Genomic DNA, 15956 nt, shown 5'->3' on the forward strand with positions numbered 1-15956 from the left:
TGACTTAGCGGTTTCCGAACAGATCGGCAAAACGCTTTTTGTTTGCTTCGGTATCAGCCAGCGCTTTTGCCGGGTCGTATGGCATCAGTTTAATGGTGTCACGCGCCGGGAAGCCCTGAGGTACTGGTAAGCTGGCGTCCGCCGTCAGGTAGCCCTGTTTGAGAACCAGCTTCTGCCCGTCTGCGGAGAGGACAAAATCGATGAAAGCTTTCGCGTCCTCAGGGTTTTTCGCCCCTTTCATCATGGCGACCGGTTCGGTCACGATGCTGACGCCCTCTTTCGGGAAAACGAACTCAATCGGCGCGCCTTTGGCTTTTTCACGGATCGCCATGTAATCCACCAGTACGCCGTAGGCTTTACTGCCAGAGGTGATGGCGCTCATCACGCCGCCATTACCACTCTGCGGCATCGCGCCGTTCTCTTTCAGTTTCTCGTAATACTGCCAGCCGAGCTGCGGGTCATTCATTAACGTCGCCATATGAATCTGCGCGGCGCCGGAATAGAGCGGGCTTGGCAAGGTGGTCATATTTTTCAGTTCAGGCTTGAGCAGATCCTGCCAGGATTCCGGCTTTACCGGGGCTTTGCTGTGGTACGCAATGCCGGTAGTGATAAGTTTCGTGCCGTAGTAGTAGCCGTCTTTATCATAGAGCTGGGCATCGTAGCGGTTGGCCTGCGGTGATTTGTAGGCCGCCAGCAGGTTTTGCTGTTTCAGGGACTCCATCGACACACTGTCGGCGATGAGTAAGACATCCGGGCTGGCGCCACCGGCTGAAATTTCAGCCTGCAGGCGGGCAATCAGCTTGGCGGTTCCATCGCGAATCCATTTTACTTCGACATCCGGGTGCGCCTGCTCAAACGCACTCACCGTCATTTGCGCATCTTCGGTTGGCTGGCTGGTGTAGAGCGTCAGAGTGGATTTCGCGAAAGCGGTGCCACTCATGAAAGCCAGCAATGCCGCTGCCAGCGCAATTTTCTTACTCATGTTTTCGTCCCCCTGGTTTTCGTTGTGACGATTAAAACAGGGGAATCTGACAGAAATATGACCCGTTTTTTTCGTAGTAATAATTTCATATTCGCGGGCTAGCATGAGCGCAAATCCCCTCTGCCGGACGCAAATATGACTCCAGAAGCACGTCGCAGCGCGATTGTCGCCATCGTGACAGAGCACGGTGAGAGCAGCATTGAACAACTGGCGCACTATTTCGGCGTCTCGCTGCAAACAGTACGCAGCGATTTGCGCGAACTCACCGCGCAAGGGCTGTTATTGCGCCGTCATGGCATGGTCGCCCCTTTCGCACGCGAAAATATTGGTTATCAACAGCGCGAGATCGTCAACGTCATCGGTAAGCGCTGGATTGGCGAACGGGTCGCGCAGTTGCTCAGCGAGGCGCAAAGCTGCTTTCTCGGCACCGGCACCACCGTGGAAATGGTAGCGCGCGCCCTGCCGGACGATATCCGTCTGGCGGTGTGTACCAATAATCTGCACGCCGCCACGCCGCTAAGTCTGCTTCCTGGCTGCGAACTGACCGTCGCGGGTGGTCGCGTGCGTAAGCGCGATCTGGATGTGATCGGCAGTGACGCCCTGACCTTCTTTCGCCGCTATCGTGTCGATATTGGGGTGGTGTCCGTTGGCGGAATTGGCGAAGAGGGCGAGCTATACGATTTCAACGATGAAGAGGTGGTGGCACGTCAGGCGCTGGTCGCCAGTGCGGAAGTCAATGTTCTGGTGGTCGATAGCACCAAGTTTGGCCGCCGGGCGATGTGCCGCAACGGTGATATCGGCGATTTCCATTATGTGGTGAGCGACAGAGCCCCCACCGGCCCCCAGCGCGATCTGCTGGCACAGCGCCGCACGCAGTGGCTGTGTCGGGAAGAGGGATAGCGCACCGCCCTAACGGACGGTGCGCTTATCATTACGCCTGACGCAAGTTCTGCGCGGCTTTCACCATATTTGCCAGGGCGCTTCGGGTTTCCGGCCAGCCGCGGGTTTTCAGGCCGCAGTCCGGGTTCACCCACAGGCGCTCTGCCGGGATACGCCGGGCGGCTTTAGCCAGCAGCGCTTCAATCCACTCCACGCTCGGTACGTTCGGCGAGTGAATGTCATACACGCCCGGTCCGATTTCGTTCGGGTATTCAAACTCTTCGAACGACTCCAGCAATTCCATATCCGAGCGCGAGGTCTCAATGGTGATCACGTCTGCGTCCAGGGCAGCAATGGAGTCCATGATGTCGTTAAACTCGCAATAACACATGTGGGTGTGAATCTGGGTTTCATCCCTCGCCACGGCCGCACTGATGCGAAAAGCTTCCACGCCCCACTCCAGATACGCATCCCAGTCGCGGCGACGCAGCGGCAGACCTTCACGCAGGGCCGGCTCGTCAATCTGGATGATGCCGATACCGGCGGCTTCCAGATCTGCGACTTCGTCACGCAGCGCCAGCGCAATTTGTTTGGCGATAGTTTCACGGCTCACATCTTCACGCGGGAAGGACCAGCACAGGATAGTCACTGGCCCCGTCAGCATCCCTTTTACCGGCTTACTGGTCAGGGACTGGGCATACTTCGCCCACTCCACGGTAATCGCTTCCGGGCGGCTGACATCGCCAATGACCACCGGTGGCTTCACGCAGCGGGAGCCGTAACTCTGCACCCAGCCGTTCTGGGTAAAGACAAAGCCGTCGAGATGCTCGCCAAAGTATTCCACCATGTCATTACGCTCGGCTTCACCGTGGACCAGCACGTCCAGCCCTAAACGCTCCTGCTCCACAATCGCCTGCCTGATGTGTTCAGCGATACCGGTACGGTAGTTGTTGGCATCCAGATTGCCTTTTTTGAAGTCCAGTCGTAGACCACGGATCTCGGTGGTCTGCGGGAATGAACCGATGGTCGTCGTCGGCCATGCGGGCAGGTTAAAGCGGGCACGCTGTGCTTTGGCGCGGACTTCATAAGTGCTGGTGCGCTGGCTGTCTTCTGCGGTGATGGCCGCCAGACGCTGCGAAACGGCGGTATTGTGCACACGGGTGGAGTGGCGGCGCGCCTGAATCGGGGCGCTCCAGGCCTCAATTGCAGCGGTATCACCGCTGTTCAGCGCATCGCGCAGCAGCGCCAGTTCTTCACATTTTTGCAGGGCGAAGGCAAACCAGCTCTTCACTTCCGCATCCAGACGCGTCTCCACGTTCAAATCGATCGGGCTGTGCAGCAGGGAACATGAAGAGGCCACCCACAGCGGGCGCTTCCCTGCCACTCCTTTAATCTGTGCATATTTTGCGCTCAGATCGGCACGCCAGACGTTACGGCCATTCACCAGCCCTGCCGAGAGCAGCCAGTCAGCGGGCAGGCGCTTGTGCAATTCGGCAACGTCATCTTTACCGTGGACCAGGTCAACGTGCAGCCCCTGTACCGGTAGCGCGGTGAGGGTGTCGAGGTTCGGTGTTACGCCTTCAAAATAGGTGGTCAGCAGCAGTTTCACCTGGCCCGCGAGTGCCTCGTAAGCCGGCTTGAAGGCATCCAGCCAAACCTGGGGCAGATCCAGTACCAACGCAGGTTCGTCGATTTGTACCCACTCGACGCCGCGTTTCGCCAGTTCAGCCAGCACTTGTTTGTAGACCGGCAGAATGTCATTAAGCAGGCTCAGGCGGTCAAACTGCTCACCTTTCACTTTGCCCAGCCACAGGTACGTCACCGGCCCCAGCAGGACAGGTTTCACCTTGTGGCCCAGCGCCAGTGCTTCGTCCACTTCATCCAGCAACTGCGTCCAGGTCAGTTTGAACGGCTGGCCTTTGGTGAACTCCGGCACCATATAGTGATAGTTGGTGTTAAACCATTTGGTCATTTCTGCCGCTGCCGCGGGTTCGCCGGTCGGTGCGCGGCCACGGCCAATACGGAACAGGGTGTCGATATCAACGGAGCCGTCGCTGTTCTGATGACGAGCCGGGACGTTGCCAAGCATCAGGCTGGTGGTCAGAACATGGTCGTACCAGGCGAAATCCCCCACCGGCAGCAGGTCGATGCCCGCCGCTTTTTGCTGCTCCCAGTGACGCGCACGCAGTTCGCGCCCTGTCGCCAGCAATGCGTCACGGGATGAGTTACCCGCCCAGTAACTTTCTTGCGCTTTTTTCAGTTCGCGACGCAGGCCAACGCGAGGAAAACCGAGGGTGTGGTTAATAATTGTCATTTTTTGAGCCTCATAATTTCAATCCGAAAGATTTCGGATTTCGGGAAGGCGGCAAGCTTGCTCATCCCCAAGAGCTTACTGAGGTAAGTGACTGGGTTGAGGAAGTGCGGCCAACGCACCATAAATTCGAAAGATAAAGGATTTAGCCATCCAGATGTTTACACATCCATATTTGGCGGTTACTGTATATTCCTCAAGCGCAAATTTGTCATGCCGAAGTGAAGGACTTTCATGATCGAAATTAAACATCTGAAAACGCTACAAGCGTTACGGAACTGCGGGTCGCTGGCTGCGGCAGCGGCGGCATTGCATCAGACGCAATCCGCACTTTCCCACCAGTTCAGCGATCTGGAACAGCGCCTTGGCTTTCGACTCTTTGTGCGCAAAAGCCAGCCTTTACGCTTTACGCCGCAGGGGGAAATCCTGCTGCAACTGGCCAATCAGGTGCTGCCGCAAATCAGTAGCGCACTGCAGGCCTGCAATGAACCACAGCAGACCCACCTGCGTATCGCGATTGAATGCCATAGCTGTATTCAGTGGCTGACGCCGGCGCTGGAAAGTTTTCGCACCCAATGGCCGCATGTCGAGATGGATTTCAAATCGGGCGTTACCTTCGACCCACAGCCCGCGCTCCAGCAGGGCGAACTGGATCTGGTGATGACCTCGGACATTCTGCCGCGCAGTGGCTTGCACTATTCGCCGATGTTCGATTTTGAAGTGCGGCTGGTGCTTTCACCGGAGAGTCCGCTGGCCTCACGCACACGGATCACCCCGGAAGATATCGCCACCGAGACACTGCTTATTTATCCGGTGCAGCGTAGCCGCCTGGATATCTGGCGCCATTTCCTGCAACCGGCAGGCATCAGCCCGCAGCTTAAAAGCGTGGACAATACGTTGCTGTTGATTCAGATGGTCGCGGCGCGGATGGGCATTGCCGCCCTGCCCCACTGGGTGGTGGAAAGTTTTGAACGCCAGGGTCTGGTGGTGACCAAAACCCTGGGTGAGGGATTATGGAGCCGGTTGTACGCTGCCGTGCGCGATGGCGAGCAGCGCCAGCCGGTCACCGAGGCATTTATTCGCTCAGCGCGGAACCACGCCTGCGACCATCTGCCGTTTGTGCGGAGCGCGGAGCGACCCAGCGCCGATGCACCCATAGTGAGGCCAGTATCACCGTCCCACCAATGATAAAACTCGGCCAGTGCGGCTGCTCCTGCCAGATGGCAAGGTTCACCAGCAGCCCGGCCGGGACATGCACATTGTTCATGATGCCAAGCGTACCGGCGTCCACCTGCGTCGCCCCGTAGTTCCACATAAAGTAACCCAGCCCGGACGCCACGACGCCCAGCCACACCAGGATGCCCCATTGCAGGTTGGTGGTCGGCAGTTTTTGCGGGTTACCCAACAGGAACCAGGCGATAACAGCAACGATAGCGGCGCCAAGATAGAACCAGGCAAACGCGTTGTGCTGTGGCATCGGGCGCGTTTCCATCAGGCGTTTATAACCCACCATACCAATCGCAAAACTGATATTGGCGAGTTGCACAAACATCAGGCCCGTCCAGAAGTGATCGCTGACTTTGTCGTAACGGATAATCGCTGCGCCAACCACCGCCAGTAGCGCGCTCAGGGCGTAGCCCCACCGTAAACGACGCTTGCTGAGAAGATCATAAATCAGCGTGATGTAAAGCGGCGTCAAAACAGTGAATAACAGGAACTCCGATACACTCAAATAGACATACGCACGGAAGCTGAACAGGTACATGATGCCAAGCTGCATCGCACCCACCAGCATGTAGAGCAGGATCGTTTTAAGCGTTTGTCCACGGGTGCGCAGGAACGGTAGGAAGACCAGAGCCGCCAGCCCCACGCGCATCAGCACTGAAAAATAGCTGTCGACGTGCCCGGCAAGGTACTCGCCAATCAGACTAAAGGAAAAAGCCCACAGGATCGTGGTGATGATGAGTAACGCCACAATGAATGTCTCTCAAAATAAGGAACACTCATTGTAGCGGAGTATCAGGTTGACAACTGGTCAATAATTGACCAGTTCATCAGCTCAAATACAATTTACGCAGGTAATTCGGCACGGCGTTGTCGGCGTTGGTGCCAATGACTTCCAGCTCCGGATGCAAATCCTTCAGACGCTGGTGCGCATTGCCCATAATGCACCCTTTACCGGCCATGGAGAGCATTTCCGCATCGTTCATGCCATCGCCAAACGCGATGCACTCTTTGAGGCTGTAACCAAGCGCCTTCGAAACGGCTTCCAGCGCGTGTCCTTTCGACACACCGCCGGCCATGACCTCCAGACAGGTCAGCGTCGAGAAACTGACGTTCACGCGATCGCCCCAACGGGCATTAATCGCCTGCTCAAGCGGCAGCAACTGCTCATGCTTTTCGCAGGTGAAGAAAACTTTGCTGATGCCTTCGGGCTCCAGCAAGCCTGGCTCATACAGGGAATACTGGAAAATCGCCTCTTTGAAGAAACGCATTTCATCCGGGCGGTGGCGGTTCATAAACCATTCATCATCGCGATACACATTGGTGACGATGTCCGGGTTGTTATGCACCACGCCAAACAGATCGCTGGCAATATCCCGATCCAGGTTATGTGTGAACACCAGATTGCCATCGGTATCGTGAACCCGCGCACCGTTCGAGGTGATCATGTACGCCTTGATCCCCAGGTTATCGCGGATTTGCCCGACATCCACGTGGTGGCGGCCCGTCGCAAAAACGAAGTTCACTCCGCGCTCGGTGAGCAGCTTCAACGTTTCTTTCGCGTAAGGGGAGAGTGTATGGTCGGGGGAGAGCAATGTGCCGTCTAAATCAGACGCAACAACCTGATACATAGGAAACGTTAACCTCAATAATTCATTAGTTATACCGATCGAAAAAATCGACGATGGCGTTGAGCGCGACTGAGCGCATAGCGTCCTCTTCAAAGAGGATCTCATGGTACGCGCCCTTGATGACAAGCGGCTTCCCCCCTTCACAGGGGTGGCCCGCCGCGGCGCGCATTTCACAAAAGCGATCGTGCATGCGGTTATCTACAACACGCTCTTCTTCTGCCTGAATAATTAACATGGGCGATGTGTCTGATGCGGCCCCGGCCAGCACCTGCTCACCGGCCAGGATGCCTTCCCGCACCCAGTGCCAGGTTGGGCCTCCCACGCGCAGTTCAGGATCGTCGGCGTAGAAACGCAGATTGCGCCGGTAACGCTCGCGGCTGTGGGTCAGCGTGTTAATGGCAAAGGGCAGCGCATGCCAGCGACCGGTGCCAATGGCGTAATTCTCGCGAATACGCGGGTAGCCTTCCGCCCAGTCCAGCAGCGGGCGCACCATCCAGTCCGGCAGGTGGATAATAATGCCGAACATCGGCGCACACAGCGCAATAGCATCACAGTTGGCTTGTGGGTAACGTTGCACGAAGAGCGTGGCGATCGCGCCCCCCATTGAGTGCGCCAGAATGTAACGCTTGCGCCACGGACCCGGAGCGACTTCTTGCTCCCAGAACGCCGTAAGATCATCGACATAATCACTGAAATTGACCACATGGCCGCGATGAGAATCTTCCAGCAAACGACCGGAACGCCCCTGACCACGGTGGTCGATGATGAGCACATCAAAGCCGAGATGGAAGAGGTCATATGCCAGTTCAGCATACTTCACATAGCTTTCAATTCGACCAGGGCAAACCACGATAACCCTGTCATGCCTGGCGGCATGGAAACGGACAAAACGCACCGGGACATTGTCCACACCGGTAAATTCCGCCTCTTCTCGTTGACGCCAGAAGTCGGTTAACGGGCCTGTGGCAAAGGCGGCAAACGCGCTTTCTCTGGTTTCCCACTCCTTGTTTTGCCGGTACATTGGCTACGCCCTCACTTGCGCGACAAAAACGTTTTTGTGACCTGTAGCTAATTCCGCTAACAATAGCGTATTGTGGCATAAAAACAGACAATCAGGGAGTTTCTCATGACCTTCGAGTGGTGGTTCGCTTATCTGCTGACATCGATCATTCTCAGCCTGTCGCCCGGCTCCGGCGCGATTAATACCATGACCACCTCGATAAGCCACGGTTATCGCGGCGCTGCGGCGTCCATTGCCGGGCTACAAACCGGCTTAGGCATCCATATTGTGCTGGTCGGCGTGGGTCTGGGCACCCTCTTCTCGCGCTCGGTACTGGCGTTTGAAGTGCTGAAATGGGCCGGGGCCGCCTATCTGATTTGGCTTGGTATTCAGCAGTGGCGCGCCGCGGGCGCGATCGACCTCAATACTATGGCGCATACGCAATCGCGTACACGGCTGTTTAAACGCGCGGTTTTCGTCAACCTGACGAACCCCAAAAGCATCGTCTTTCTCGCCGCGCTGTTCCCGCAATTTATTGCGCCCAATGAGCCACAGGTGATGCAGTACGTGGTGCTCGGCGTGACCACTATCGTCGTGGATATTATCGTGATGATTGGCTATGCGACGCTGGCGCAACGTATTGCCGCCTGGATTAAGGGCCCGCGTCAGTTGAAGGCGCTAAACAGGGTGTTTGGTTCGTTGTTTATGTTGGTGGGAGCGCTGCTGGCATCGGCAAGGCATGCCTGAGTTCGGTGTCGTCCCGGATGCGGCGTGAACGCCTTATCCGGGCTAACACGTAGCCCCGGACAGCGGCAGCGCCTCCGGGATAAACATTAACGCGAAATGATCAAATGGATACCGAAACCGGCGAACAGCGCACCGGCAAAACCGTCAATCCACTTCGCCAGACGCTGATAACCACGGCGCATCGCCGGTAAGGCGAACAGGCTTGCCACGACGGTGAACCAGGCGAAAGTTTCCAGCGTGATCAGCATAAAGATCCCCCAGCGCGCCCCTGCACCCACGCTGTCGCCGACAAACAGTGAGAACACCGAACCGAAGTAGATAATCGCTTTCGGATTGGCGAGGTTCGTTAACAGCCCCTTCATAAAGCTTCGACCACTGCTGGTTGCCAGTTCAATCTGCGGCGCACCGGCTTTGTTCTCTTCTTTTTTCAGCGCACCACGCAGCATCTGGTAACCCATCCAGCACAGGTACAGGCCGCCGCCGACCATAATGATACTGTGCAGCCAGGCCATTTTTTCAAGGATCAGGTTAAGACCGAGCAGTGCAACGCCTGCCCACACCATCACGCCTGTGGTAATGCCGAGCACGCCCATCATCGCCTCTTTGCGGGAGCGGCTGACGGCGGTTTGCGACACAAAGAAGAAGTCCGGGCCGGGGCTCATTAACGCCACAATGTGCACCAGGGCAACGGTGAGAAACAGCATTAACATGGTTAACTCGCGGAAAAATAATAAAGTGGGTTACTATCCTGACACTTTTTCTCTGTGCTGGCTACTCGTCATCATCGCCATCCACATGGGCACGAATCAGCGCCATAAACTCCTGACCAAAGCGCTCAAGTTTACGTACGCCTACGCCGTTAACCCCGAGCATTTCACTTGGCGTAATGGGCATCTGTTCGGCCATTTCAATCAGCGTTGCGTCGTTGAAGACCACATACGGCGGCACGTTGTTTTCATCGGCAATCGCTTTACGTAATTTGCGCAGCTTAGCGAAGAGTTTGCGATCATAGTTGCCGACTGCCGCCTTCTGCATCACCCGGGATTTCAGCGCGACCACACGCGGCACGGCGAGTTGCAACGGAACCTCGCCACGCAGCACCGGACGCGCGGCATCCGTCATCTGTAACGATGAATGCTGGGCGATGTTCTGCGTGACCAGCCCCAAATGAATAAGCTGGCGAATCACGCTTACCCAATGCTCATGGCTTTTTTCCCGGCCCATGCCGTAGACCTTAAGCTTATCGTGGCCGAGTTCACGGATACGTTGGTTATTCGCCCCACGGATCACCTCAACCACATAGCCCATCCCGAAACGCTGATTGACGCGACCAATGGTCGAGAGCGCAATTTGCGCATCCTTCAGGCCATCATACTGTTTCGGCGGATCAAGGCAGATATCGCAGTTACTGCAGGCTTCCTGACGCCCTTCGCCAAAGTAATTGAGCAAGACCAGACGGCGGCAGGTTTGCGCTTCCGCAAACGCCCCCATCGCATTGAGCTTATGACGCTCAATATCCTGCAATTGCCCGGCCGGTTTTTCTTCAAGGCAACGGCGCAGCCAGGCCATGTCTTCAGGCGCGTAGAACAGCATCGCCTCGGCGGGCAGGCCATCACGCCCGGCACGGCCGGTTTCCTGATAGTAAGACTCGATATTACGCGGAATGTCGAAGTGAACCACAAATCGCACGTTGGGTTTGTTAATTCCCATACCGAATGCGACGGTCGCGACCACGATTTGCAGATCATCGCGCTGGAATTTCTCCTGCACGCTGGCGCGCACCGCGTTTTCCAGCCCGGCATGATACGCCGCGGCGCTAAAACCCCGGCTTTGCAGGCGAGCGGCGGTGTCTTCCACCTTCGCCCGACTGTTGCAGTAAATAATTCCGGACTTGCCGCGCTGGTCATGTACATAGCGTAAAAGCTGATCGAGCGGTTTGAATTTCTCCATCAGCATGTAGCGGATATTGGGTCGGTCAAAACTGCTGATCTGAATCAGCGGGTCGTTCAGCCCCAGAAGACGTTCAATATCGCGACGGGTGGTGTCATCCGCCGTGGCGGTCAATGCCATAAAAGGCACAGACGGCAGATACTGACGAAGCTGGCCCAGTGCGGCATATTCCGGGCGGAAATCATGACCCCACTGGGAGATACAGTGCGCTTCATCCACCGCCAGAAGTACCGGGTTCCAGTGCGTCAGTTGCTCAAGAAAGTTATCAAGCATCAGCCGCTCAGGAGCGATATACAGCAGACGGATTTGTCCGGTGCGGCAGCCAGCCATCACCTCAAGCTGTTGTTCACGACTTTGTGTTGAGTTCAGACAGGCCGCAGCAACGCCGTTCGCCAGTAACTGATCAACCTGATCTTTCATCAGGGAGATCAGCGGCGATACCACCACCGTCAGGCCAGGCAGAATCAGCGCCGGAATTTGATAACAGAGAGATTTACCGCCACCGGTCGGCATGACAACCAGACAGTCGCGGCCGCCGAGCACGGTATCGATGATATGTTGCTGACCCGGACGGAACTGCTGGTAGCCGAAGGTTTCCCGTAAAACTTCCAGGGCTGTCGATTCCAGATTCAATACTTCCGCCTGCGCCACATTTACTCCACTCGACAAAAGAAAACAGGCGCTATTTTCAGCGCCTGCTCATGAAACTGCAATGCTTAAAACAGATCGTTGAGCATTACGCCGACACCAACACGCGTCTGATTGAAATTGTAGTCAATTAACGACTCGCCATAACCGCTGTACACCTGGGTGTAGAAACGGACATGTTTGGTGATCGGATAGCTGACGCCGACTTCTGCGCCACCGTAGCCCGTGTTCCAGTTGTACTGCCCTTTGACGCTGAAAATAGCCTCGCCATACTGGTAGCCGACCCGCAGTTGATAGTGGCCAAGATATTTGGTGATATCCGGGTTATCGTCGGTGTTACCCACCACATACCAGGGTTTTACTTCCACCAGCCAGTTGCCATTTTGCGCCATTAAACGCGTATAAAGGCGGTTCCAGCTACGCGATGTGGGATCAGAACGGCCATTGGAGTCATGGTTGAAGCCAAACTCCATATCGCGCAACGTCCAGCCCGCAAAGCTGTAATCAGTAGCGAAACCGAGGAACAACTGCGGTTCATAGTTGGTTTCACGGAACGGCGAAGAAGCAGGCTCCTTCGTGTTAGAAAGCTGCCACCACGATTTTTGCGTATAGGAAGCGCCCAGCACGGAATTCGGACCGACAATCCCGCGCCACAGCGGGAACGCCAGGCTGAGCTGGAATTTTACTTCATCCTTACGCGCTTCATCAGACCAGCTATATGAACGAATGGCTTCTTTGTTCATGTCGCTGGTGTAGGTATAAAGCAGGTAGTTCGACTCATACGGATAGAGCGTGAACGGATTATCATGCTCCTGCAGCATATTCGCGATAATACTACCGCGCACAGCAGGCGCATCATGAACTTCTTTTACTGTCGCTTCCTGCGCAAAAGCCGCAAAAGGCAGCGCACACAATGCCACAAACCAACCCAGAAACGTCCGCATCGGTTTTCTTCCCCTGAACAATGTTGATGAACTGAATATTTTTACAACATCTATTCTACATATTTATTGAGACGCTGCGCAGGTATCCTCTCTTAAACTGGAATTCAACAATTTAGAGGCATAAAATCAACATTTCATTAACCTAACGGAAGAGCCACTATGTCTGCCGTCCTCACAGCAGAAGCCGCATTAAAACTCGTGGGTGAGATTTTCGTCTACCACATGCCCTTCAATCGCGCGCTGGGTCTGGAGCTTACTCGCTACGAGAAGGATTTTGCCCAACTCAGCTTCAACAATCAGCCCATGATGGTGGGTAACTGGGCGCAGAGCATTTTACACGGCGGGGTTATTGCCTCCGCGCTGGATGTCGCCGCAGGTCTGGTGTGCGTTGGCAGCACGCTGACGCGCCATGACACCCTCACCGAAGATGAATTACGTGCTCGTCTGTCGCGAATGGGCACCATTGATTTGCGCGTCGATTATTTACGTCCGGGCCGGGGTAATCGCTTCACCGCCACCAGTACGCTACTGCGTGCCGGGAACAAGGTTGCGGTCGCGCGTGTCGAGTTACATAACGAAGAGCAGCTCTATATCGCCAGCGCCACAGCAACCTATATGGTGGGTTAAGCCGCGAAAATCGGGTAAAATGTCGTTACTTTTCAGCAAAGAGTTTTCCTGATGGATGCAAAACAGACGCGGTTGGGAGTGATATTTGCTCTGGCCGCTTATTTTATTTGGGGCGTCGCACCGGCCTATTTCAAAGTTATCTGGTTCGTTCCTGCCGATGAAATCCTGACTCACCGAATTATCTGGTCCTTCTTCTTCATGATCGCCCTGATAAGCGTCAGCCGTCAGTGGTCGCAGGTGAAACAGCTTTTACGTACGCCAAAGAAAATCTTGCTGTTAGCGGTATCTGCCGTTCTCGTTGGAGGTAACTGGCTGCTCTTTATCTGGTCAGTAAATAACCACCATCTGCTGGAAGCAAGCCTGGGGTATTTTATTAACCCACTGGTTAATATCCTGCTTGGGATGGTTTTCCTTGGTGAACGTTTCCGCCGCATGCAGTGGCTGGCGGTAATATTGGCCGCCAGTGGCGTACTGGTACAGTTATGGGCCTTCGGCTCCTTGCCGATTATCTCGCTGGGCCTGGCCTTTAGTTTCGCCTTCTACGGCCTGCTGCGTAAAAAAATCGCCGTCGACGCGCAAACCGGCATGCTGGTGGAAACACTGTGGCTGCTGCCCGTGGCGGCTATCTGGCTGTTTGGGATTGCCGATAGCGCGACCAGCCATATGACACAGAATAGCTGGTCGCTTAATCTGCTGTTGATGGCTGCCGGGGTGGTCACTACCGTTCCCCTGCTGTGCTTTACCGGCGCGGCGACGCGTCTGCGCCTGTCGACACTGGGTTTCTTCCAGTACATTGGCCCAACGCTGATGTTCCTGCTGGCGGTGACGTTTTATGACGAGCATCCGGGGGCGGACAAAATGGTGACATTCGGGTTTATTTGGGTAGCGCTCGCCATATTCGTGATGGATGCACTGTACACCCAACGCAGGGGTCGGTAATTGCCGGCGTCAGGATTCCGTACCGCTGATATCGCCGCGTCTTTAATCAGCCGGAGCAGGTGAAGGAAGCCACGCGCGATAAGATCCATAAAGGAAGGTTCAGCAGAATTGCTGAACCTTTTATTGTCTATAGAAAACCCCCAGCTAGGCTGGGGGTTCCGGAAAGCTTTCAGCTTTAAGCCAGTTATTAAAACCCCTTTTGATTTGTTAAAACAGCTTGCGGTCTGGCAACTGCAAAAGTTCAACAAGAAATCAAAAGGGGGTCCCGATGGGGGACGAAAAGAGCTTAGCGCACACCCGATGGAACTGTAAATATCACATAGTTTTTGCGCCGAAATACCGAAGACAGGCGTTCTACGGAGAGAAACGTCTGGCGATAGGCAGCATTTTAAGAAAGCTGTGTGAGTGGAAAAACGTACGGATCCTGGAAGCTGAATGCTGTGCAGATCATATCCATATGCTTGTGGAAATCCCGCCCAAAATGAGCGTATCCGGCTTTATGGGATATCTGAAAGGGAAAAGCAGTCTGATGCTTTATGAGCAGTTTGGAGATCTGAAATTCAAATACAGGAACAGGGAGTTCTGGTGTCGGGGATACTACGTGGATACGGTAGGGAAGAACACAGCGAAGATACAGGAATACATAAAGCACCAGCTTGAGGAGGATAAAATGGGTGAGCAGTTGTCGATCCCTTATCCGGGCAGCCCGTTTACGGGCCGTAAGTAAGGAAGTTTGATGCAAATGTCAGATCGTATGCGCCTGTTAGGGCGCGGCTGGTAACAGAGCCTTACAGGCGCATCTGAAAAACCTCCGGCTATGCCGGAGGATATTTATTTTAGATTTACAGCCAGTTACGACGTTTGAAGTAGAGATACGGCGCCAGCCCGGCGAGGATCATAAAGACAATCGCGCCAGGGTAGCCAAAGCTCCAGTGCAGCTCAGGCATAAACTCGAAGTTCATCCCGTAACTGGATGCCACCAGCGTCGGCGGCAGGAAGACAACGGAAACGACCGAGAAGATCTTGATGATCCGGTTCTGCTCAATATTGATAAAGCCCATTGCCGCCTGCATCAGAAAGTTCACTTTCTGGAACAGGGATTCGTTGTGCGGCAGCAGAGATTCGATATCTCGCAGGATTTCGCGGGCCTGCTCCAACTGACCGCCCGGCAAACGCGCTTTACGCACCAGGAAGTTCAGCGCGCGCTGAGTATCCATCAGACACAGACGTACCTTCCAGCCGATATCTTCCAGTTCCGCCAGCGTGGAGAGCGCTTCGTCATATTCATCACCCTGATGACCTTCCATGATCACACGGCTGAGTTTTTCCAGATCGCTATAGATGTTTTCGATTTCGTCTGCGAGCTGTTCGATTTTGGTCTCGAAGAGATCGAGCAGTAACTCATAGGCGTTGCCATCGACCATAGCCTGGCTACGGGCGCGCATACGGTAGAGACGAAAAGCGGGTAATTCGCGCTCACGCAGGGTGAAGAGGCGGCCTTCGCGGATAGTAAATGCCACGGTGGAGTTGCCAGCATGGTCTTCCGCATCTTCAAAGAAGAAGAAGGAGTGGATGTGCAAGCCGTCTTCATCTTCAAAAAAACGCGCAGATGCTTCGATGTCTTCCAGTTCCGGGCGTGTCGCCAGGTTCTGACCCAATTCAGACTGCACGCGGGTTCGCTCGTCATCGTCCGGCTCGACCAGGTCAACCCAGACGGAACTGGCGAGGTGCTTTATTTCGTCAGCTTCGAGACGGGTTAAACGATTATTTTCCAGTTGAAATGCGCTCAGCATAGCCGGGACTCCCAATGCAAAAATGACTGGACAGTTCGGTTGGGCACACAAGAAACATTTGGCGTTTCAGACCATTAAACAGCCTGACTCAGCGCGACGGGAATACAGCAGGTCGCTGACAACCACTAAGGCCATCAGCATAAGGAGATAGCCTTAGGAGTTGTTCCTGGATGACAGGGAATTGAGCCAGTATCTACTGGGTGTGTCCAAGGCGAATGTCCTCTTAGCGTGATCGTGCGCGCATGTTACGCCAGCAAAAATGAGGCGTCAACACGCAACGA

The 15956-nt window shown here is 55.0% G+C and carries 16 protein-coding genes; 6 read left to right on the forward strand and 10 right to left on the reverse strand.

Features of this window, described 5'->3' with window-relative positions; translation table 11 throughout:
- Positions 1-4: 4 nt before the first annotated feature.
- The gene (locus tag ABIB59_RS24805) at positions 5-982 is read right to left on the reverse strand and encodes an ABC transporter substrate-binding protein (RefSeq protein ID WP_169038575.1); all 978 of its coding nucleotides are present in this window, start codon (positions 980-982) and stop codon (positions 5-7) included.
- Positions 983-1117: 135 nt separating this feature from the next.
- Between ABIB59_RS24805 and ABIB59_RS24810 the strand changes: the two genes are divergently transcribed.
- The gene (locus tag ABIB59_RS24810) at positions 1118-1882 is read left to right on the forward strand and encodes a DeoR/GlpR family DNA-binding transcription regulator (RefSeq protein WP_271850804.1); all 765 of its coding nucleotides are present in this window, start codon (positions 1118-1120) and stop codon (positions 1880-1882) included.
- Between the two features lie 31 nt (positions 1883-1913).
- Here the strand turns inward: ABIB59_RS24810 and metE are convergent, their stop codons facing one another.
- Entirely contained in the window at positions 1914-4175 is a 2262-nt protein-coding gene (metE, locus tag ABIB59_RS24815) for a 5-methyltetrahydropteroyltriglutamate--homocysteine S-methyltransferase (protein ID WP_125125567.1), read from the reverse strand.
- A gap of 231 nt (positions 4176-4406) precedes the next feature.
- Between metE and metR the strand changes: the two genes are divergently transcribed.
- Entirely contained in the window at positions 4407-5360 is a 954-nt protein-coding gene (gene metR, locus ABIB59_RS24820) for an HTH-type transcriptional regulator MetR (protein WP_039077046.1), read from the forward strand.
- Here metR and ABIB59_RS24825 read toward each other — a convergent pair.
- The 3 genes from ABIB59_RS24825 to pldB form a co-directional block, all read right to left on the reverse strand.
- Entirely contained in the window at positions 5248-6147 is a 900-nt protein-coding gene (locus ABIB59_RS24825) for a carboxylate/amino acid/amine transporter (protein ID WP_039077045.1), read from the reverse strand. The two genes, metR and ABIB59_RS24825, sit on opposite strands and share 113 nt — an antisense overlap.
- Positions 6148-6226: 79 nt before the next feature.
- The gene (gene yigL, locus ABIB59_RS24830; RefSeq protein WP_039077044.1) at positions 6227-7027 is read right to left on the reverse strand and encodes a sugar/pyridoxal phosphate phosphatase YigL; all 801 of its coding nucleotides are present in this window, start codon (positions 7025-7027) and stop codon (positions 6227-6229) included.
- Between the two features lie 25 nt (positions 7028-7052).
- Entirely contained in the window at positions 7053-8048 is a 996-nt protein-coding gene (gene pldB, locus ABIB59_RS24835) for a lysophospholipase L2 (protein WP_039077043.1), read from the reverse strand.
- Between the two features lie 105 nt (positions 8049-8153).
- Between pldB and rhtB the strand changes: the two genes are divergently transcribed.
- Positions 8154-8774 (forward strand): homoserine/homoserine lactone efflux protein, encoded by a 621-nt coding sequence (gene rhtB / locus ABIB59_RS24840; protein ID WP_335258197.1) that lies wholly within the window; start codon positions 8154-8156, stop codon positions 8772-8774.
- 86 nt (positions 8775-8860) lie between these two features.
- Here the strand turns inward: rhtB and rhtC are convergent, their stop codons facing one another.
- The 3 genes from rhtC to pldA all read right to left on the reverse strand — a co-directional run bounded on the left by rhtC (position 8861) and on the right by pldA (position 12316).
- Positions 8861-9484, reverse strand: coding sequence for a threonine export protein RhtC (gene rhtC, locus ABIB59_RS24845; RefSeq protein WP_039077041.1), 624 nt, complete (start codon positions 9482-9484; stop codon positions 8861-8863).
- Positions 9485-9545: 61 nt separating this feature from the next.
- The gene (gene recQ / locus ABIB59_RS24850) at positions 9546-11375 is read right to left on the reverse strand and encodes an ATP-dependent DNA helicase RecQ (RefSeq protein WP_354037426.1); all 1830 of its coding nucleotides are present in this window, start codon (positions 11373-11375) and stop codon (positions 9546-9548) included.
- 65 nt (positions 11376-11440) lie between these two features.
- On the reverse strand, positions 11441-12316 hold the full coding sequence (gene pldA / locus ABIB59_RS24855) for a phospholipase A (RefSeq protein ID WP_039077039.1): 876 nt from the start codon (positions 12314-12316) through the stop codon (positions 11441-11443).
- Positions 12317-12475: 159 nt separating this feature from the next.
- Here pldA and yigI point away from each other — a divergent pair, with 159 nt between their 5' ends.
- The 3 genes from yigI to tnpA all read left to right on the forward strand — a co-directional run bounded on the left by yigI (position 12476) and on the right by tnpA (position 14609).
- Positions 12476-12943 (forward strand): acyl-CoA thioesterase YigI, encoded by a 468-nt coding sequence (gene yigI, locus ABIB59_RS24860; protein ID WP_039077038.1) that lies wholly within the window; start codon positions 12476-12478, stop codon positions 12941-12943.
- A 51-nt stretch (positions 12944-12994) separates the two neighbouring features.
- Positions 12995-13882 (forward strand): EamA family transporter RarD, encoded by an 888-nt coding sequence (gene rarD, locus ABIB59_RS24865; protein WP_039077037.1) that lies wholly within the window; start codon positions 12995-12997, stop codon positions 13880-13882.
- Positions 13883-14150: 268 nt separating this feature from the next.
- Positions 14151-14609, forward strand: a complete 459-nt coding sequence (gene tnpA, locus ABIB59_RS24870) for an IS200/IS605 family transposase (protein WP_038918153.1) — start codon at positions 14151-14153, stop codon at positions 14607-14609.
- Between the two features lie 115 nt (positions 14610-14724).
- Here tnpA and corA read toward each other — a convergent pair whose 3' ends face one another.
- Together corA and ysgD are read right to left on the reverse strand one after the other, a co-directional pair.
- Positions 14725-15675, reverse strand: coding sequence for a magnesium/cobalt transporter CorA (gene corA / locus ABIB59_RS24875; protein WP_039077036.1), 951 nt, complete (start codon positions 15673-15675; stop codon positions 14725-14727).
- 153 nt (positions 15676-15828) lie between these two features.
- A complete protein-coding gene (gene ysgD / locus ABIB59_RS24880; protein ID WP_212743980.1) occupies positions 15829-15885 on the reverse strand; it encodes a YsgD/CorL family protein in 57 nt (18 codons plus the stop codon).
- Positions 15886-15956 lie beyond the last annotated feature (71 nt).

The sequence above is a fragment of the Citrobacter sp. UYEF32 genome, assembly GCF_040546205.1.
Classification (GTDB): domain Bacteria; phylum Pseudomonadota; class Gammaproteobacteria; order Enterobacterales; family Enterobacteriaceae; genus Phytobacter; species Phytobacter diazotrophicus.